Annotated in this window: 16 protein-coding genes and 1 pseudogene; 8 read left to right on the top strand and 9 right to left on the bottom strand. The window is 66.4% G+C overall.

Annotation, left to right across the window (positions count from 1 at the left end):
* Positions 1–1,275 (bottom strand): MBL fold metallo-hydrolase, encoded by a 1,275-nt coding sequence (locus C2R22_RS18180; protein ID WP_103427021.1) that lies wholly within the window; start codon positions 1,273–1,275, stop codon positions 1–3.
* A gap of 316 nt (positions 1,276–1,591) precedes the next feature.
* On the opposite strand from C2R22_RS18180, the gene C2R22_RS18185 reads away from it, so the two are divergent.
* Together C2R22_RS18185 and C2R22_RS18190 are read left to right on the top strand one after the other, a co-directional pair.
* A complete protein-coding gene (locus C2R22_RS18185) occupies positions 1,592–2,101 on the top strand; it encodes a type IV pilin (RefSeq protein ID WP_103427022.1) in 510 nt (169 codons plus the stop codon).
* A 3-nt stretch (positions 2,102–2,104) separates the two neighbouring features.
* Positions 2,105–2,565 (top strand): annotated as a pseudogene (locus tag C2R22_RS18190) (type IV pilin).
* Between the two features lie 53 nt (positions 2,566–2,618).
* Here C2R22_RS18190 and C2R22_RS18195 read toward each other — a convergent pair.
* From C2R22_RS18195 to C2R22_RS18205, 3 genes are all read right to left on the bottom strand, one after another.
* Positions 2,619–2,909: a hypothetical protein gene (locus C2R22_RS18195; protein WP_103427023.1), complete on the bottom strand. Its 291-nt coding sequence runs from the start codon at positions 2,907–2,909 to the stop codon at positions 2,619–2,621.
* 167 nt (positions 2,910–3,076) lie between these two features.
* Positions 3,077–3,523, bottom strand: coding sequence for a GNAT family N-acetyltransferase (locus C2R22_RS18200; RefSeq protein ID WP_103427024.1), 447 nt, complete (start codon positions 3,521–3,523; stop codon positions 3,077–3,079).
* A gap of 312 nt (positions 3,524–3,835) precedes the next feature.
* Positions 3,836–4,864 (bottom strand): formyltetrahydrofolate deformylase, encoded by a 1,029-nt coding sequence (locus C2R22_RS18205; protein ID WP_103427025.1) that lies wholly within the window; start codon positions 4,862–4,864, stop codon positions 3,836–3,838.
* 573 nt (positions 4,865–5,437) lie between these two features.
* On the opposite strand from C2R22_RS18205, the gene purS reads away from it, so the two are divergent.
* Positions 5,438–5,692 (top strand): phosphoribosylformylglycinamidine synthase subunit PurS, encoded by a 255-nt coding sequence (gene purS, locus C2R22_RS18210; protein ID WP_103427741.1) that lies wholly within the window; start codon positions 5,438–5,440, stop codon positions 5,690–5,692.
* Between the two features lie 108 nt (positions 5,693–5,800).
* Positions 5,801–6,475: a phosphoribosylformylglycinamidine synthase I gene (gene purQ, locus C2R22_RS18215; protein ID WP_103427742.1), complete on the top strand. Its 675-nt coding sequence runs from the start codon at positions 5,801–5,803 to the stop codon at positions 6,473–6,475.
* Positions 6,476–6,894: 419 nt separating this feature from the next.
* Here purQ and C2R22_RS18220 read toward each other — a convergent pair whose 3' ends face one another.
* Entirely contained in the window at positions 6,895–7,965 is a 1,071-nt protein-coding gene (locus tag C2R22_RS18220; RefSeq protein ID WP_103427026.1) for an archaeosine biosynthesis radical SAM protein RaSEA, read from the bottom strand.
* A gap of 166 nt (positions 7,966–8,131) precedes the next feature.
* Between C2R22_RS18220 and C2R22_RS18225 the strand changes: the two genes are divergently transcribed.
* The 4 genes from C2R22_RS18225 to C2R22_RS18240 all read left to right on the top strand — a co-directional run bounded on the left by C2R22_RS18225 (position 8,132) and on the right by C2R22_RS18240 (position 10,593).
* On the top strand, positions 8,132–8,662 hold the full coding sequence (locus C2R22_RS18225; RefSeq protein ID WP_162562565.1) for a metal-dependent hydrolase: 531 nt from the start codon (positions 8,132–8,134) through the stop codon (positions 8,660–8,662).
* A 72-nt stretch (positions 8,663–8,734) separates the two neighbouring features.
* Positions 8,735–9,793: a hypothetical protein gene (locus tag C2R22_RS18230; RefSeq protein ID WP_103427028.1), complete on the top strand. Its 1,059-nt coding sequence runs from the start codon at positions 8,735–8,737 to the stop codon at positions 9,791–9,793.
* Positions 9,794–9,838: 45 nt separating this feature from the next.
* Positions 9,839–10,204: a hypothetical protein gene (locus tag C2R22_RS18235; RefSeq protein WP_103427029.1), complete on the top strand. Its 366-nt coding sequence runs from the start codon at positions 9,839–9,841 to the stop codon at positions 10,202–10,204.
* Complete coding sequence (locus tag C2R22_RS18240) at positions 10,156–10,593, top strand: hypothetical protein (protein WP_103427030.1); 438 nt, start codon at positions 10,156–10,158, stop codon at positions 10,591–10,593. Before C2R22_RS18235 ends, C2R22_RS18240 begins: the two co-directional genes overlap by 49 nt.
* 60 nt (positions 10,594–10,653) lie before the next feature.
* On the opposite strand, the gene C2R22_RS18245 is transcribed toward C2R22_RS18240, so the two are convergent.
* From C2R22_RS18245 to C2R22_RS18260, 4 genes are all read right to left on the bottom strand, one after another.
* The gene (locus tag C2R22_RS18245) at positions 10,654–11,226 is read right to left on the bottom strand and encodes a DoxX family membrane protein (protein WP_103427031.1); all 573 of its coding nucleotides are present in this window, start codon (positions 11,224–11,226) and stop codon (positions 10,654–10,656) included.
* Between the two features lie 101 nt (positions 11,227–11,327).
* Positions 11,328–12,188, bottom strand: a complete 861-nt coding sequence (locus tag C2R22_RS18250) for an ABC transporter permease (protein ID WP_245902813.1) — start codon at positions 12,186–12,188, stop codon at positions 11,328–11,330.
* Positions 12,185–13,105, bottom strand: coding sequence for an ABC transporter permease (locus C2R22_RS18255; protein ID WP_103427032.1), 921 nt, complete (start codon positions 13,103–13,105; stop codon positions 12,185–12,187). The genes C2R22_RS18250 and C2R22_RS18255 overlap by 4 nt, the downstream gene beginning before the upstream one ends.
* Position 13,106: 1 nt before the next feature.
* Complete coding sequence (locus C2R22_RS18260; protein ID WP_103427033.1) at positions 13,107–14,213, bottom strand: ABC transporter ATP-binding protein; 1,107 nt, start codon at positions 14,211–14,213, stop codon at positions 13,107–13,109.
* Between the last annotated feature and the right edge of the window lies 1 nt (position 14,214).

Below are 14,214 nucleotides of genomic sequence, written 5' to 3' on the forward strand. Positions count from 1 at the left end.
CTACACCTCGGCGACCGTGCCCAGTTCCGGCGCACGCGCGTCGACGCCGTCCGCTCGGAGTTCGTCGGCGAACGCCTCACACCGGTCGCCGTGGACGACGAACACCCGTTCGTCCGCGTAGGCGTCGAGGAACGACCGCAGTCCCCCGTGGTCGGCGTGGGCCGAGAAGTCGTACGACTCGACGCGCGCGCTGACGGGCATGACGCGCCCGTCGATCTCCGCTCGTCCGGTGTCGAGCAGTCGTCGACCGGGCGTTCCCGCCACCTGATAGCCGGTGAGCGTGATCTTGTTCGTCGGGTTCGCGCGAATCTCGGGGATGTAGGTCATGGTCGGCCCGCCCGAGAGCATCCCGCTCGTCGTGACGATGGCGGCGTTCTGCTGTGCGATTCTGGTTCGTTGACCGTGACTCGTGACGAACCGCGCGTGGGCGGCCGCGCGGTCGAGCGCGTCGGCGTCGCGGACGAATCCGGGGTGTTGACGGAGCATCCGCGTCACCTCCGTGCCCATCCCGTCGACGTAGCAGGGGATGTCGTACGCCTCGCAGACGAGAAGCATCTCCTGGGTCCGACCGATGGCAAAGGCCGGAACGACGACGGTGCCGCCCTCCCACAGCGTCCCCCGGACGCTCTCGACGAACCGCGCTTCGACCTCCGCTCTGGGGTCGTGGTCGACGTCCGAGTAGGTGCTCTCACAGACCACCACGTCGGCGTCGGGACGGGCGCTCGTGCCCGCGACGATGCGCTGGTCTTCGGTGTGGAAGTCCGCGGTGTAGAGCAGTCGGGTGCCGCCGTCGTCGGACTGCGTCCGGTTGCTCGCGGTGCGCTGCACCGCGCTGTCGTCCACCAGGACGTGCGCGCTTCCGGGGATGTGACCCGCGTCGAAGAACGTCACCTCGTGGCCGGCGGCCGTGAACGTCTCTTGGTACCCGTGGGTCTGTGACACCTCCGTCACGCGCTTGACGTCGTTCTCGGTGAACGGGCAGTCGTAGCTCCCACCGTGTAGTTTCAGTGTGTCTCGCGCGAGCGTGAGCGCCAGTTCCTGCGTCGGCGGCGTCCAGTGGATGGATGGACGGTCCCGCCCGGAGAGCAGCGACGGGACCACGCCGACGTGGTCGAGGTGTCCGTGGCTGACGACGACGGCGTCGGGGTCGGGGGTCGAGACGGGAAACTGCGGCGGGTTCCCCGTCAGCATCCCGAAGTCGATGAGGAGCGAGTCGTTGACGAGGAGCGCGCTCCGACCGACCTCGCGGACGCCGCCGAGGAACTGGAGCTTCATCTGTCGTGAGTGTACCGACTCCGGCGGCTTCCGTCCGTCGGTTTCTCTGACACAGGGTCTCGATTGTGATATCTATCCGTCCATCGAAGAACTGCTCCGAGAGCCACTTCGCAACCTCGTTTAAGTACTGTTTAAGTCCCCTATATCTACACAGTATCATAGATGAAAATCGGCGAGGCAGATTTTAATAGCTCAGTTTGGAATCAGCGCTCAAGCACGGTCGACCGAGGGAGAGCAGTGGGATGTCCCGCTGGGCACACGCCGTGTGCGTCGACGGGACTCTCCTGTTCGGTCAGAACGTGCAGAGAAACCGACAATGAACTTCAAACAACTCTTCACGGAAGACCGCGCAGTCAGCCCGGTCATCGGCGTCATCCTCATGGTGGCGATCACGGTGATCCTGGCGGCCGTCATCGGGACGTTCGTTCTCGGGCTTGGTGATCAGGTCTCCGAGAGCGCACCCCAGGCACAGTTTACGTTCGACTTCGACGGGGCAGATTACGTCAACATTACTCATGACGGTGGTGATGCGATAGATGCGGAGGATCTCAACGTATCGTCCGGTGTCGATTTCACTATCGACGGTGATGGTGATGGCACATATAACAACTCAGCCGGAACTTCCGCCGGTGGTGGGTCGAGCGGCGACGCCAGCATCAACCTCGTCGATGCCGGTGAATTCGCCTCCGGTGACTCCGTCTCTGCAGGTGCAACCATCAGCATGCAGGCAGACAGCTCGGTCGACTTCACTGGTGAGACGATCCGTGTAATCTGGAGTAGTCCGAACAGCGACAAGACCGCCACGATCGGTCGATTCGAGGCATAATCAATGAACTTCAAGAACCTATTCACGGAAGAACGCGCAGTCAGCCCGGTCATCGGCGTCATCCTAATGGTCGCGATTACAGTCATCCTTGCCGCAGTCATCGGCACCTTCGTGCTTGGGCTGGGCGATCAGGTGTCTGAGAGCGCACCACAGGCTCAATTCGCCTTCGATTTCAGTGGGAGCCCGAATGTCATCAATGTGACTCACGATGGGGGGATTCAATCCCCGCTGACCAGCTTCAAGTGAACGTTGGTAGTGAAGTGGCGTGGGCACCCGACGGTGATGATTCCGGAAGTTGGGCTAACGACGGTGGCAACTGGACGGCTGCTGGGGACGTCGCAGCCGGTGACTCACTGGGGCTTTCCGGCGGATCGGCTTCCGACGGTGACTCCGTCCGCGTCATCTGGGCTTCGTCGAACTCCGACAAGACCGCGACCATCGGTCAGGCCGAGTTCCAGTCGTAGACCGCTGAACACCTTTCTTTATCGCACGCTACATTGGTGAGAGGTATCACCGGCTACTCCTCGCCAGTGTCGTCACTCGCGTATCGTCGCACCTGAAACGTCTCGTACCCGCCATAAGCCACCTCCAACGCCCCCATCCACCAGTTCCAGCGGTTCGCCACGCTCTCGTCGGGTGCGTCTTCGAGATTCGTCACGATTTCCTCCACCGACAACGACGCCCCACGGTCTCGCGCCGCTTTCCCCGAATCGGCCAGGTCGAGCGCCTGGCGGACCACCACGCGGCGCTCGGCGTCGCTGCCGTCGAACGTCTCCCTGAGCGCGCGGTCGAGTTCGGATTCGTTCACGTCGGAAGCAGGAGTCGGCGGCACTTCACGCTTCGTGAGACTCCGCGTGATGCTGTCGAAACGTGAGATAACGACGTGGAGTAGTTCGACGAGAGGACCCCGAAAATCCCGCGCGCTCTCTCATTCTCACCCGTCATCAACGAACGAGACTACCCCGCCGTTGCTTCTCAATCCCTCTCGCGCTTCAGCAACACCGCCTCGCTCGGGACCCGCTGGAAACCGAACCGTTCGTAGAAGTCGACCAGGTCGAGTCGACACTCCAAGACGAGTCGCTCGACGTCGACGAGTTCGGGATGCGCACAGAGTTCCTCGACGAGTTTCGACCCGAGGCCTCTCCCACGGTAGGGGACGCCGACGACGACGTCCTCGACGAACGCCCGGTACTCGTAGTCGGTGAGCGCGCGGGCGAAGCCGACCACTTCTGTATCCCGGGTGCGACCGCTCACCACCTCGCGGACGAGGCAGACGACGACGTCGGTGTGGTCGAGCATCCGACGGACGCCGTCGGCGTCGCGGTCGGCGGCCCACCCCGTCGACCGGAGGAGGCGGACCACGTCGTCGAGGCACCCGTCGGGCACCTCGTAGGCGACGTCGACGTCGAGTTCGCGTGTCATAGACGCGTCGTCGGGCGGCGGACGTATCAAACGTCCGTTGGGAGTCTCAGTCCGGAGAACTGGAGCGGTGTACGTCGCTGTGAAGGAGAACGACGAACTGGGCGGGAAGATGGGCAGCGCAAACTGAAGCATGGACAGCACGGGATGAGCCACCGCACGACCGTTCGGTTGTCTCCGACGCTCTCATCGACGGACCCGAGACGACCCGACGGCACGTCCTTCATCCGTACTCACCACGATAGAGCCCCCACGCTTCGAGTGATTCAGCGAAGACGAGAGAGAGAGTCTCGACCGTCGAAACGAACCGAATCGTCAGTCGGTCGTCGTCGCCTCGGCTTTCACTTCGGCGTCCGACTCCTCGCTCGCGTCGTCGTCCGCCGACCCATCAGCCGCCCGTTCGCTCGCCGCGAGCGCCTCGTCGAGGCCGTCGACGGGGCGGTCCGGGTTGCCGATGTCGCCCAGGCCGAGTTTGTACTCGCTCTCGTCGACCCCGTCGCGCAGGCTGGTCCGGCCCCGGTGGGCCGTCACCGCGTCGTCGAGGTGCAGCTTCACCGCCTCTAAGAGCGCCTCAGCTTCGAGGGGCTGTCCACGCGCTTTCAGTTCGTCCAGCGAAGCGTCGTCGGGCACGTCGAACGCACGCTGGGCGATGATGGGGCCCTGGTCGAGGTCGGTCGTGACGTAGTGAGCAGTCACACCGGCGATGCGGACGCCCCCCTCCTTCGCCTGTCGGTAGGCGGCCGCGCCGGGGAACGACGGCAAGAGAGAGGGGTGAATGTTGATGATGCGGTCCTCGTACCGAAAGACCACGTTCGGCGAGAGGATGCGCATGTAGCGGGCGAGGACGACGAGGTCGGCGTCGTACTCCTCTAAGAGGTCGATGAGTTCGTCCTCGTCGGGCGACCCCTTCCCGTCGCCGACGTCGTGGAAGGGAACGTCGTACCGTTCGGCGAGCGGCTGGAGGTCGTCGTGGTTCGCGATGACGACCGATATCTCGGCGTCGAGTTCGTCGTTCGCCCACGCGTCGAACAGCATCTCCACGCAGTGTGACTCCCGGGTCGCGAGGACGGCGATGCGCTTCGTCTCGCGGTCGGCGGGGAAGCGTACCTGGACGTCGACGTCCATCTCCTCCCCGAGGTCCGAAAGCGCCTCGCGGAGCGTCTCCTTCGTACAGACCATCCCCGCGGTGTCGGCGTGCAGCGTCATCCGGAAGACGCCGTCGCGGACCGCCTGGTCGACGTCCTCGATGTTGATTCCGCGCTCGAACAGCAGGGTGGTGAACTTCGCGACGATTCCGGTCTTGTCGTCTCCGATGACCGTGACCTGGGTGTACTCGCGCGTCATACCGTCACCTCCGACTGTTCGAGACCGAACATACTCCCGAAAAACGGGCTGCGCGTAAACTCCTTCCGTTTTCCGCAAAACGATTCCTTCGAACGCGAGTAACACGCCCTCCCGAGGACGCGTCGGGTCGTCTCGGCCGGGGGCTACGACGGGTCAGCCGGTTCGACGACGGCACCGTAGGCGACGACCAGCCCTCGCTCGTCACCGGAGTCCCGACGTCGACCCGAACGGTGCGCTCGCCAATTGCGCTTAAAACGGAGGACAGGTCCCGGGTGACAGTGTTGGCTAGAGCGTACGCCGAGAAGTGCTGCCCGTCACAGACCGGACAGCGAACCGGGCCGATAGGCGACGCCGTGGCGTGGACCACACCGCAGCGCTGGCAGACGCGACGGTGAGTTCGGTATCGTACATGGCTCGTGTGCAGGGCCGGAGGAGTGAAGCATCGACAGTAATGCGGTTCTCACCGGCAGAGAACCGGTTGGCGGCCGTCACGAACGCGAGTGGATATACGTATCCGTGTATATCATCCACAGTCCAAAACGGCTTTTGCTCATGACCACGCACCCCCGCACGATGACAGCCTACACCGCGACGGTCACGGTGCGCCTCAAACACGGCGTGCTCGACCCGGAGGCGGAGACGACGAAGCGCGCGCTCGAACGACTGGGGTTCGAGCTCGACGCGCTCCGCTCCGCCGACCGGTTCGATATCGACCTCGACGCTCCGTCGGCCCGGGACGCCGAGGACCGTGCCGACGAGATGGCAGAACGCCTCCTCGCGAACCCGACCATCCACGACTACGACGTGGAGGTCACCGAGCGGGAATGACGGTGGCAGTTTCGACACCGACGCTCGGTCCCACCACACAGAGGTGTCGGCGGTGACCCTCTCGTCTCCGACACCGACGCTCAGTCCCGCCACACGGAGGTGTCGGCGGTGACCGTCGCTGTCGTCCAGTTCGGCGGGTCGAACTGCGACCGCGACGCGGTGCAGGCGCTCACCCATCTGGGCGTCGACGCGCGGCGCGTCTGGCACGAGGACGGCCTCCCCGAGGACACCACCGGAATCGTCATCCCCGGGGGATTCTCCTACGGCGACTACCTGCGCGCGGGGGCGATGGCCGCGCGCTCGCCGATCATGAACGAGGTGCGCGAACGCGCCGAGGCGGGTGTCCCCGTGCTGGGCATCTGTAACGGAGCACAGATCGGCTGTGAGTCGGGGCTCACCGAGGGCGCGTTCACGACGAACCGGAGCGCGCGCTTCCAGTGCGAACACGTCTTCGTCCGCGTCGAGCGGGCGGACACGCCGTGGACGCGCGCGTACGAGGAGGGCGACGTCGTCGAACTCCCCATCGCACACGGCGAGGGGCGGTTCGAGATGAGCGAGGAACGCTACGAACGAGTCGACGAAGAGGGGCGCGTGCTCTTTCGATACTGTGACAGCGAGGGGAACGTGACGGAGGAGGCGAACCCGAACGGCTCGGTCGGTAACGTGGCGGGAGTGCTCGGAGCGCGCGACACCGTCGCGGTGTTGATGCCGCATCCCGAGCGAGCGACCCTCCCGGACCTCGGACGCACGGACGGGCAGGGGATACTACAGGGTCTCGTGTAGGCGTATAGGAGCCTGTCGACACGGGCGACCGTCACGCCGTCGTGCGGTCGCTCGTACGAGGACTCGCGGGGGGAACTAGAGTTCGATCCACGTGGGCGTATCGGTCGCGATCCAGCCGTCAGCGTTGCCGTCTTCGCGGATCTCGAGCCAACCGTCCTTGTAATGAACCGATTTGTAGGCGTGTTCCGACATGGGTGTGGGATAGCGAGGGGCTATCACGAGAGTACACGTACTACGGCTACTTTGGTACGCGCCGCTTTCCAGACCCGGAAGGCTCGGCTTACACGCACCAACGGCCGGTTAAGTGATCGAGTTCGGAGCGGCGGACAGCTGTTGACAGGCCGCACAGTTCGTCTCGCGGGGCCTGAGACGGGCTAAATTGGTTGTTTAGGGCGGACCTACTCTCCTGTTCGACCCGCTCACCGCGCGAGCGGCATCGCGTAGGCCGCCTCCTCGTCGAGGACCGCGCGCCACGTCGCCTCACAGTCACACGACACCTGGTCGAACACCGACGGGTCCTGCCGGAGGTCGAAGTCCTTGATGGCGCGCTGGACGCGGTCGTCACACTCGCCGCAGTTGTGCGGACCGCGGTCGGAGCCGTGGCCGACGGGGTCCGAGACGACGATGGCGTCCGTCCCGGCCGTTCGTTCGAGCACCTCGGCGACCGACCAGAGCCACGGCGGACGATACCCGCCCTGGAAGAACAGTTCGTCGACCATCGTGTACCGCTGGACGTTACACGGGTTCATCGAGACCGTGTGGGCGTACTCGGCGCACCGTCGCACGGAGGAGATCATGTCTTCGACCGCCTCGCGCTCGGTGAGGAACGGCGGCTTCATCAGGAGATACGCCTTGATTCCGGCCCCGGCCGCGTCGGCCTCCTCGCTCGCGGCGATGAAGTCGTCGAAGTCGAAGTACTTGTTCACGCAGTCGTGTCTGATCCTGTCGGTGGCGGTTTCGAGGCCGACCGCGACGTCGGTCTCTAACCCGTGATCGGTGAAGTCCGCGAGCTTCTCGCGGGAGACGAAGTCCGGGAGCGACTCGACGACGATGCGCTCCCGACTCGAAAAGGTCGCGGCGATGGCCGCGCGCGTCTCGGCGGGGACCTCCCGCTCGTCGAGGAACGACCCCGACGTGTAAATCTTGATCAGGGGCGCGGGTTCGTCGGCGTTCTCCGATTCGTGGTCGAGACAGACCTGGATCTGGTCCATCAGCGCCTCGTGCGGCACCGTGCCGCCCTCGACGCTCTCGGCGACGTACCCGCACATCGTGCAGCCACCGGCGCGCGCCCACCGACACCCACCGGTGTTGAGGATGATGGTGAGCGACTGGCGCACCCCGTCGGGCGTGTTGTCCTCGTCGAGCCACACCCGCGTCGGCTCGTGAGGGTCGTACGTCTCCTCCTTCTCCGAGCGGATGTCGCGCATCACCTGGTTGTGCGCGTCCATGCCGCGACCCCGCTCGTACACCTCGGGCGTTGGCTCACTCATTGCCTCTCCTATCGGGGGGCCGGCCAAAACCGCTTCGTCTCGACGGTCACGGTGCCGACCGGCGAGGCCGCCGCGTGGGCGAACGACAGACTCGACGGCGACCGGCGGGCGACGATGGTACCGAACCGGAGCGCTTACCGCCACGTCGGCGAAACGAACAGTCACCGTGTTCCCGCTCGGTCACGCGCTGTTCGGCTACCTGCTCTACGTCGCGTTCGCGTGGACAACGAGGCACAGATTGCCCTACGGGCTGACGCTCGGCGCCCTCCTCGTCGGGACGCAGTTCCCCGACCTCGTCGACAAGCCGCTCGCCTTCGTCGGGATACTGCCCAGCGGTCGGGCGATGGGCCACTCGCTGCTGTTCGCGGTCGGAGTGCTCGCGGTGGCCTGGGCCCTCGCCCGCCGGTACGACCGCCCACACCTCGCGGTCGCGTTCGGGTTCGGGCACGTCTCCCACATCGTCGGAGACGTGGTCGTCGTGGACTTCGCCGGGGTCAGGACGGCGGGGAACCTCGAATTCCTCCTGTGGCCCCTCCTTCCGGTCCCGACGTATCCGGGCGACGTCGTCGCACCCTGGGTCCGCATCGCCGAGTACTACCAGTCGCCGGAACTCTCACCCGGACTGGTGTTGCTGCCGCTCGCGGTCGCGGTGTTCGTCGCCGTCGAACTCAAGCGACGACGGGCGCTTCCCACCTGACGGGTCGCGAGCGTGCGTCGGGGAGTGGTGACCGGCCGCGGGAGGTTTGACCCCGCCGTCCGTACGTCGACCGTGACCCTCTACCGCCGACGCCTCCTCGCGTTGCTCGCGACGACCGTCGCGGGCTGTGGCGAGACGACCGAGAGTGGTGTGACGGCGGAGACGCCGACGCCCACGCCGGCGCGGTCGGTGTCCTCCTCGTCGGCGCCGTCGGGCCCGCGAGTCCGTCGACAGTCCGTCTCGGTCGGAAACCCACGCGCGGAGCCGCAGTTCGTCACCGTCGCGGTCGAGTACCGGGGCTCGACCGCCTTCGTCGAGAGCCTCGAACTCGTCCCCGGCGAGCGGCGGACGGTGCGGACGCCCATCGACCGCGGCGGGACGTACGACGTCGTCGTCGAAACCGCGAACGGCGACCGCGCGACGTACCGCTGGGAGGTCGTCGAGCGTCTCGACGGTCTCGCGGTGACCCTGACCGACGGAATCGGCGTGCTCCGAACGGTCCGGTGTGGCACCGACTGCCGTGTCTTCGCGGGCGGCGAGCGACTCGACGAACCGCTCGTCGGCGACGGCAGTCCGCGGTGGTACGCGCCGGCGCAGGTCGTTCTCCGCAACCCGGGACCGGCGACGGAGGTCTCCCTCTCGGTCGCGCTCGACGGGGAGGCGCTCGTCGACGCGCGGTACCGGGTCGACCACGAGGCGCAGGTGGTCGTCCCGCTCACGTACCGGAGCGGAACCTACCGGGTAGCGGTGGAGGTGGGAGGCGAGCGCGTCGCCGGCGCGTGGCGCGTCCCCGAGGAGCCCTCGCGCGTCGTCGACGTGTCGACCCTCGCGGTCGGGTGTGGCCCGGCGAACTCGCAGTTGCGCGTCCGGAACGCCGACGGCGAGACGCACGCGGTGACGGTGACCGTCGAGCGCGGCGACACGGTCGCGTTCGAAGAGCGGTTCGTCCTCGAACCGGGCGGCGGTGCGGCAGTGGTGCCGGTCGACGGGTCCGGACGGTACGAGGTCGGGATACGGCTCGACGGCGGACCGGAGACGCGCGAGACGTGGTGGTCCTGCCCGCCGAACGGCCCGGCGGCCGTCGTCGTCGACGCGACGGGGGGCGCGAGCCTCCAGCAGACCGGTCTGTGACGCTCGGACCCGTGGAGATTTACCGACATCCCGCCAGAGACAGGTGTGGCGTACCGACGCCGAACCGTGCTTGCGGCGCTGCTGGCGAGCGTCGCCGGCTGCGGCTCCGCGGAAACGATGACGGAGACGAACACGGCGACGCGGTCCGTGTCGGAAGGGGAGACGGCGACGCCGGAGGACCCCGGCCGAGGGACGACGGCACCGAACGGCGTCGTGACCGTCGTGAACGGCGCCGACGAGGACCGCTACGTGACGGTGGCGGTCGACCGAAACGGCGAGAGCGTCCTCGTCGAGAGCCGGACAGTCCGGCGCGGGACGGCGCTCACCCTCGACGGCCGGGTTCCCCCGGAACCTACCGTGTCGTGGTCGAGACGGCGTCGGGCGTCCGCGACGAGTTCGACTGGCGCGTGACGCCGTCGCTGGCGACGCTCCGGGTGCGTGTGGCGGCCGGCGTCAGGTTCTCACGCCCCCTGCGCTGTGACCCGGACTGCACCCTCGCCGTCGAGGGGGAGGCGACGGGGTATCCGGACGGCGGGTTCGACCCCCGGGGACGACGCGCCGGCTCCGAACTCCGGGTGTACAACCCCGGCGAGCGCGAGGAACGGATCCGCGTTCGCGTCGGCGGCGGCGCTCTCGTCGACTACCGCTATCGGGTTCCGCCGGCCGTGCTGCTCACCGTTCCCGTGCCGCAGCGGTCGGGCGCGACGGCGGTCCGCATCGACGTGGAGAGCGGTCGAGTCCGGGCGTTCGACTGGACGATGGAGACCGACCCGGTTCGGTACGTCATGCTCGGTCGGTGAGGCGCGGGCGGCGTCGGTGGACGTGTGAGCCGGTGCGAGAAAGCGGACAGGGCCCTCCGGTCACCCGAGCAGGAGTTTGAGCCACCGGTTGTTCTGGACGACCGAGAGCCTCTCGATGCGGGCGTCGAGGCCGAGGATACGGCCCGCGCCGAACGCCCCCAGCCCGAACAGGAGGAACGCGTAGACGAGGTGGTCGTCGACGACCCAGCCGTGTTCGAGGGGGAGGCCGGCGAGGAGCCCACCCTGGAGCGCCGCGAGCCAGTAAAACAGCATCATGACCGCACCCCAGAAGGCGTTCCAACGGACGAACGCCCCGAGGATGAGGCCGAGTCCGGTGAGCGTGAGTCCCCACATGTTCAGCATGTCGATGAAGGGGCTCCCGGCCATCGTGCCGAACAGCCCGATGAACGGGTTACCCGGAGGGATGGCGTTGGCGAGATAGCCGGCCGCGGTCCAGTTGTTCGACGGGTCGGCGTCGAGGTAGGTGACGAGTTTGGTGATGCCGCCCTGAAAGAGGACCCACCCCATCGTCACCCGCATGAAGAACAGTGAGTAGCCGATCCAGTTCTCCGAGTAGTCGAACGTGACGTCTCGGCCGAGGATATCGGCGTGGAGCGTGTTTTGTGTAGACATTGCACACGGTTGTACGCCGGTTCGTGATACCAAAGTAAACCATGAATACTCATGCAACCAGGACGTCCCGAACGTAAATCGAAGGGAAGGTCAGACGTGATTCACCGGCGCGCGAGCAGGTCGACGCGGGTGAGCGACACCGCCACGAGGACGAGCGTCACGGCGACGAGGAGGAACACCACCGAGATGACGTTCACCTCGGGCGTGACGTTGTAGCGGATCTGGTTCCAGATGTAGACCGGGAGCGTGGTCGTCGCGGAGTCCTTCACGAAGTAGGTGAAGACGAACTCGTTGAACGAGAGGGTGAAAGCGAGCAGACCGCCGGCGACGATGCCGGGGAACACGTTGGGGAGGGTCACCTGCCGGAACGTCTGGAGTTCGTCCGCCCCGAGGTCCTTCGAGGCCTCCTCGAGTTGGCGGTCGAACGTGAGGAACGTCGGGATGATGACGAGCGTCGCGAAGGGGATGGTGCGGATGACGTGGGCGATGACCACCCCGGGGTAGCCGCTGAGGACGATGACCGGCCGGATGAGCCCGAAGAAGAGGACGAGGGCGATGCCGGTCACCACGAGGGGGACGACGATGGGGAGCGTCGCTAGCAGTTGCAGCGTGGTCCGACCGGGGAAGACGTAGCGGTCGACGGCGTAGGCGATGAGCGTCGCCAGCACGACGGTGATGAACGTCGTCGGAATCGACACCTGCAGCGTGGTGACGATGGCGTCGATGGCCGTGTCGTTCTCGAGGAAGACGAAGTACCACCGGAGGGTGAGCTGCTCGGGTGGGAACGAGAGCACGCCCCCCTCGGCGAACGACATGAAGACGAGGACGGCGATGGGCACCCAGAGGAACGCGAAGACGGCGACCATCGCGACCCGAGCGAGCGACCCTCCGTGGTTCTGCACGAGGCGTTCGACGGAGGCGAGCGGGCCGCTCGACGAGAGTTTCGCGGTGTCGGAGCTCACGTGCGCTCACCCCCCTCGCCGCCGCCGAAGAGGTTGCCGCCGCCGCGAGCGCCCGCGACGAGCAGGAGGACGACAACGACGGAGATGACGATGCCGATGGCCGCCCCGAACGGCCAGTTGAACGCCGACTTGAACTGGTTCTCGATGACCATGCCGATCATGATGTTGTTCGTCCCGCCGAGCAATCGGGGAGTGATGAACGACCCGAACGTCGGGATGAACACGAGGATGACGCCGGTGATGACGCCGTTTTTCGTCATCGGGAGCGTCACCGTGAAGAACGTCTTGATCGGGCCGGCACCGAGGTCCTTCGCCGCCTCGATGAGGTCGGCGTCGAGGTTCGTGAGCGAGGCGTAGAAGGGCAGGACGGCCAGGGGAAGCCACACGTAGGTGAAGCCGATCAGCACCGCGGGCTGGGTGTAGAGCAGTCCCAGCGGCGGGAGGCTGAACAGTTGGAGTGTCGAGTCGAGGACGCCGCCGCTCTGGAGGATGTTGATCCACGCGTACATCCGGATGATGTACGACGTCCAGAAGGGGAGGATGACGAGCAGGAGAAGCAAGGTCGCCCGCCGGGAGAAGCGGACGATGCTGTACGCGAGCGTGTAGCCGACGATGGTCACGAGCACCGTCACCTGCACGGTGATGACGAGCGTCCGCCACACCACCGTGAGGTACGTCTGCGACCCGAGGAAGTCCGTGTAGTTCGAGATGGTCCACGGGCCGTTTATCTGGCCCTCCTGAAACGAGATGACGAGCATCGCGAGCAGCGGGAGGACGAAGAAGACGACGAGCACACCGTACGGCGGCCCGGCGACGGCGAACTTCTTCAGTCGGGGTCGCGTGCGGAAGAAGTCGGCGACGTCGGACAGTACCGTCGACTCGCCGCTCGGCGTGCGCGTCTCCGTCTCCGTCCCCATCTCAGGTCGCCTCCCGGGGCTCCGGTTCCACGTCGGCACGCTCGTCGTCGGCCTCGCTCTCGACCGCGAAGAGGTGGACGTCCGCGGCGTCCCACGCGACGGTCACGCTGTCCCCGACGTCGAAGTCCGATCCGCGAACGTCGGCGACGATGTCGCCCCACCGGTCGGTCCCGACGGTGTAGACGGTGTCCGAGCCCTGGTAGCTCCGCGTCCGGACCGTCCCCGGGGCGGCGAAGTCGCCGTCGCCGCTCAGGGTGACGTCGTGGGGACGGACGCAGACCTGGATGCGGTCGCCGGCCGCGAAGCCGTTCGTCGCCGGGAGGAATCGCTCCGTGCCGCCGGTCTCGATGGTGAGTCCGTCGTCGGCCGCCGACACGACGCGCGCCTCGACGGTGTTGACGTCGCCGATGAAGTCCGCGACGAACTGCGACTGCGGGGATTCGTACAGCGCCTCGACCGAGTCGACCTGCTCGACGAGGCCGTCGTTGAGAACGACCAGACGGTCCGACACGGAGAGTGCGACCTCCTGGTCGTGGGTGACGTAGAGGAACGTGATACCCGTCTCCGCCTGGATGCGCTGGAGTTCGGTCTGCATGTGCTGGCGCAGTTTCCGGTCGAGACTGGAGAGCGGTTCGTCGAACAGCACCAGCGCGGGTTCGTTCACGAGCGCGCGAGCGAGCGCGACCCGTTGCTGTTCGCCCCCGGACAGTTCCGAGGGGTCGCGCGGGCCGTACCCGGGGAGGCGGACCATCTCGAGCATCTCCTCCGTCCGCCGCTCGCGTTCGTCCTTCTGGACGCCGCGCTGTTTCAGGCCGTACTGGATGTTCTCCGCGACCGTCAGGTGGGGGAAGAGCGCGAGGTTCTGGAACACCATGTTGATGTCGCGCTCGAACGGCGGCGTCCCGACGATGTTCTCGCCGGCGAGGACGATCTCGCCCTCGGTCGGCGTTTCGAACCCCGCGACCATCCGGAGGATGGTGGACTTGCCGCTGCCCGAGGGGCCGAGGATGGAGACGAACTCGCCGTCTTCGACGTCGAAGTTCGCGCCGTCGACCGCCGTGAGGTCCCCGAACCGCTTCGTGAGACCGCGAACACTGAGGAGTGACATC

The sequence above is a fragment of the Salinigranum rubrum genome, assembly GCF_002906575.1.
In the GTDB taxonomy this organism is placed as follows: Archaea; Halobacteriota; Halobacteria; order Halobacteriales; family Haloferacaceae; genus Salinigranum; species Salinigranum rubrum.

Coding starts and splice junctions, on each gene's coding strand:
- C2R22_RS18185 (WP_103427022.1), top strand. CDS start 1,592: ATGAACTTCAAACAACTCTTCACGGAAGACCGCGCAGTCAGCCCGGTC.
- purS (WP_103427741.1), top strand. CDS start 5,438: ATGACAGCCTACACCGCGACGGTCACGGTGCGCCTCAAACACGGCGTG.
- C2R22_RS18260 (WP_103427033.1), bottom strand. CDS start 14,213: ATGTCACTCCTCAGTGTTCGCGGTCTCACGAAGCGGTTCGGGGACCTC.
- C2R22_RS18220 (WP_103427026.1), bottom strand. CDS start 7,965: ATGAGTGAGCCAACGCCCGAGGTGTACGAGCGGGGTCGCGGCATGGAC.
- C2R22_RS18245 (WP_103427031.1), bottom strand. CDS start 11,226: ATGTCTACACAAAACACGCTCCACGCCGATATCCTCGGCCGAGACGTC.
- C2R22_RS18180 (WP_103427021.1), bottom strand. CDS start 1,275: ATGAAGCTCCAGTTCCTCGGCGGCGTCCGCGAGGTCGGTCGGAGCGCG.
- C2R22_RS18205 (WP_103427025.1), bottom strand. CDS start 4,864: ATGACGCGCGAGTACACCCAGGTCACGGTCATCGGAGACGACAAGACC.
- C2R22_RS18200 (WP_103427024.1), bottom strand. CDS start 3,523: ATGACACGCGAACTCGACGTCGACGTCGCCTACGAGGTGCCCGACGGG.
- C2R22_RS18255 (WP_103427032.1), bottom strand. CDS start 13,105: ATGGGGACGGAGACGGAGACGCGCACGCCGAGCGGCGAGTCGACGGTA.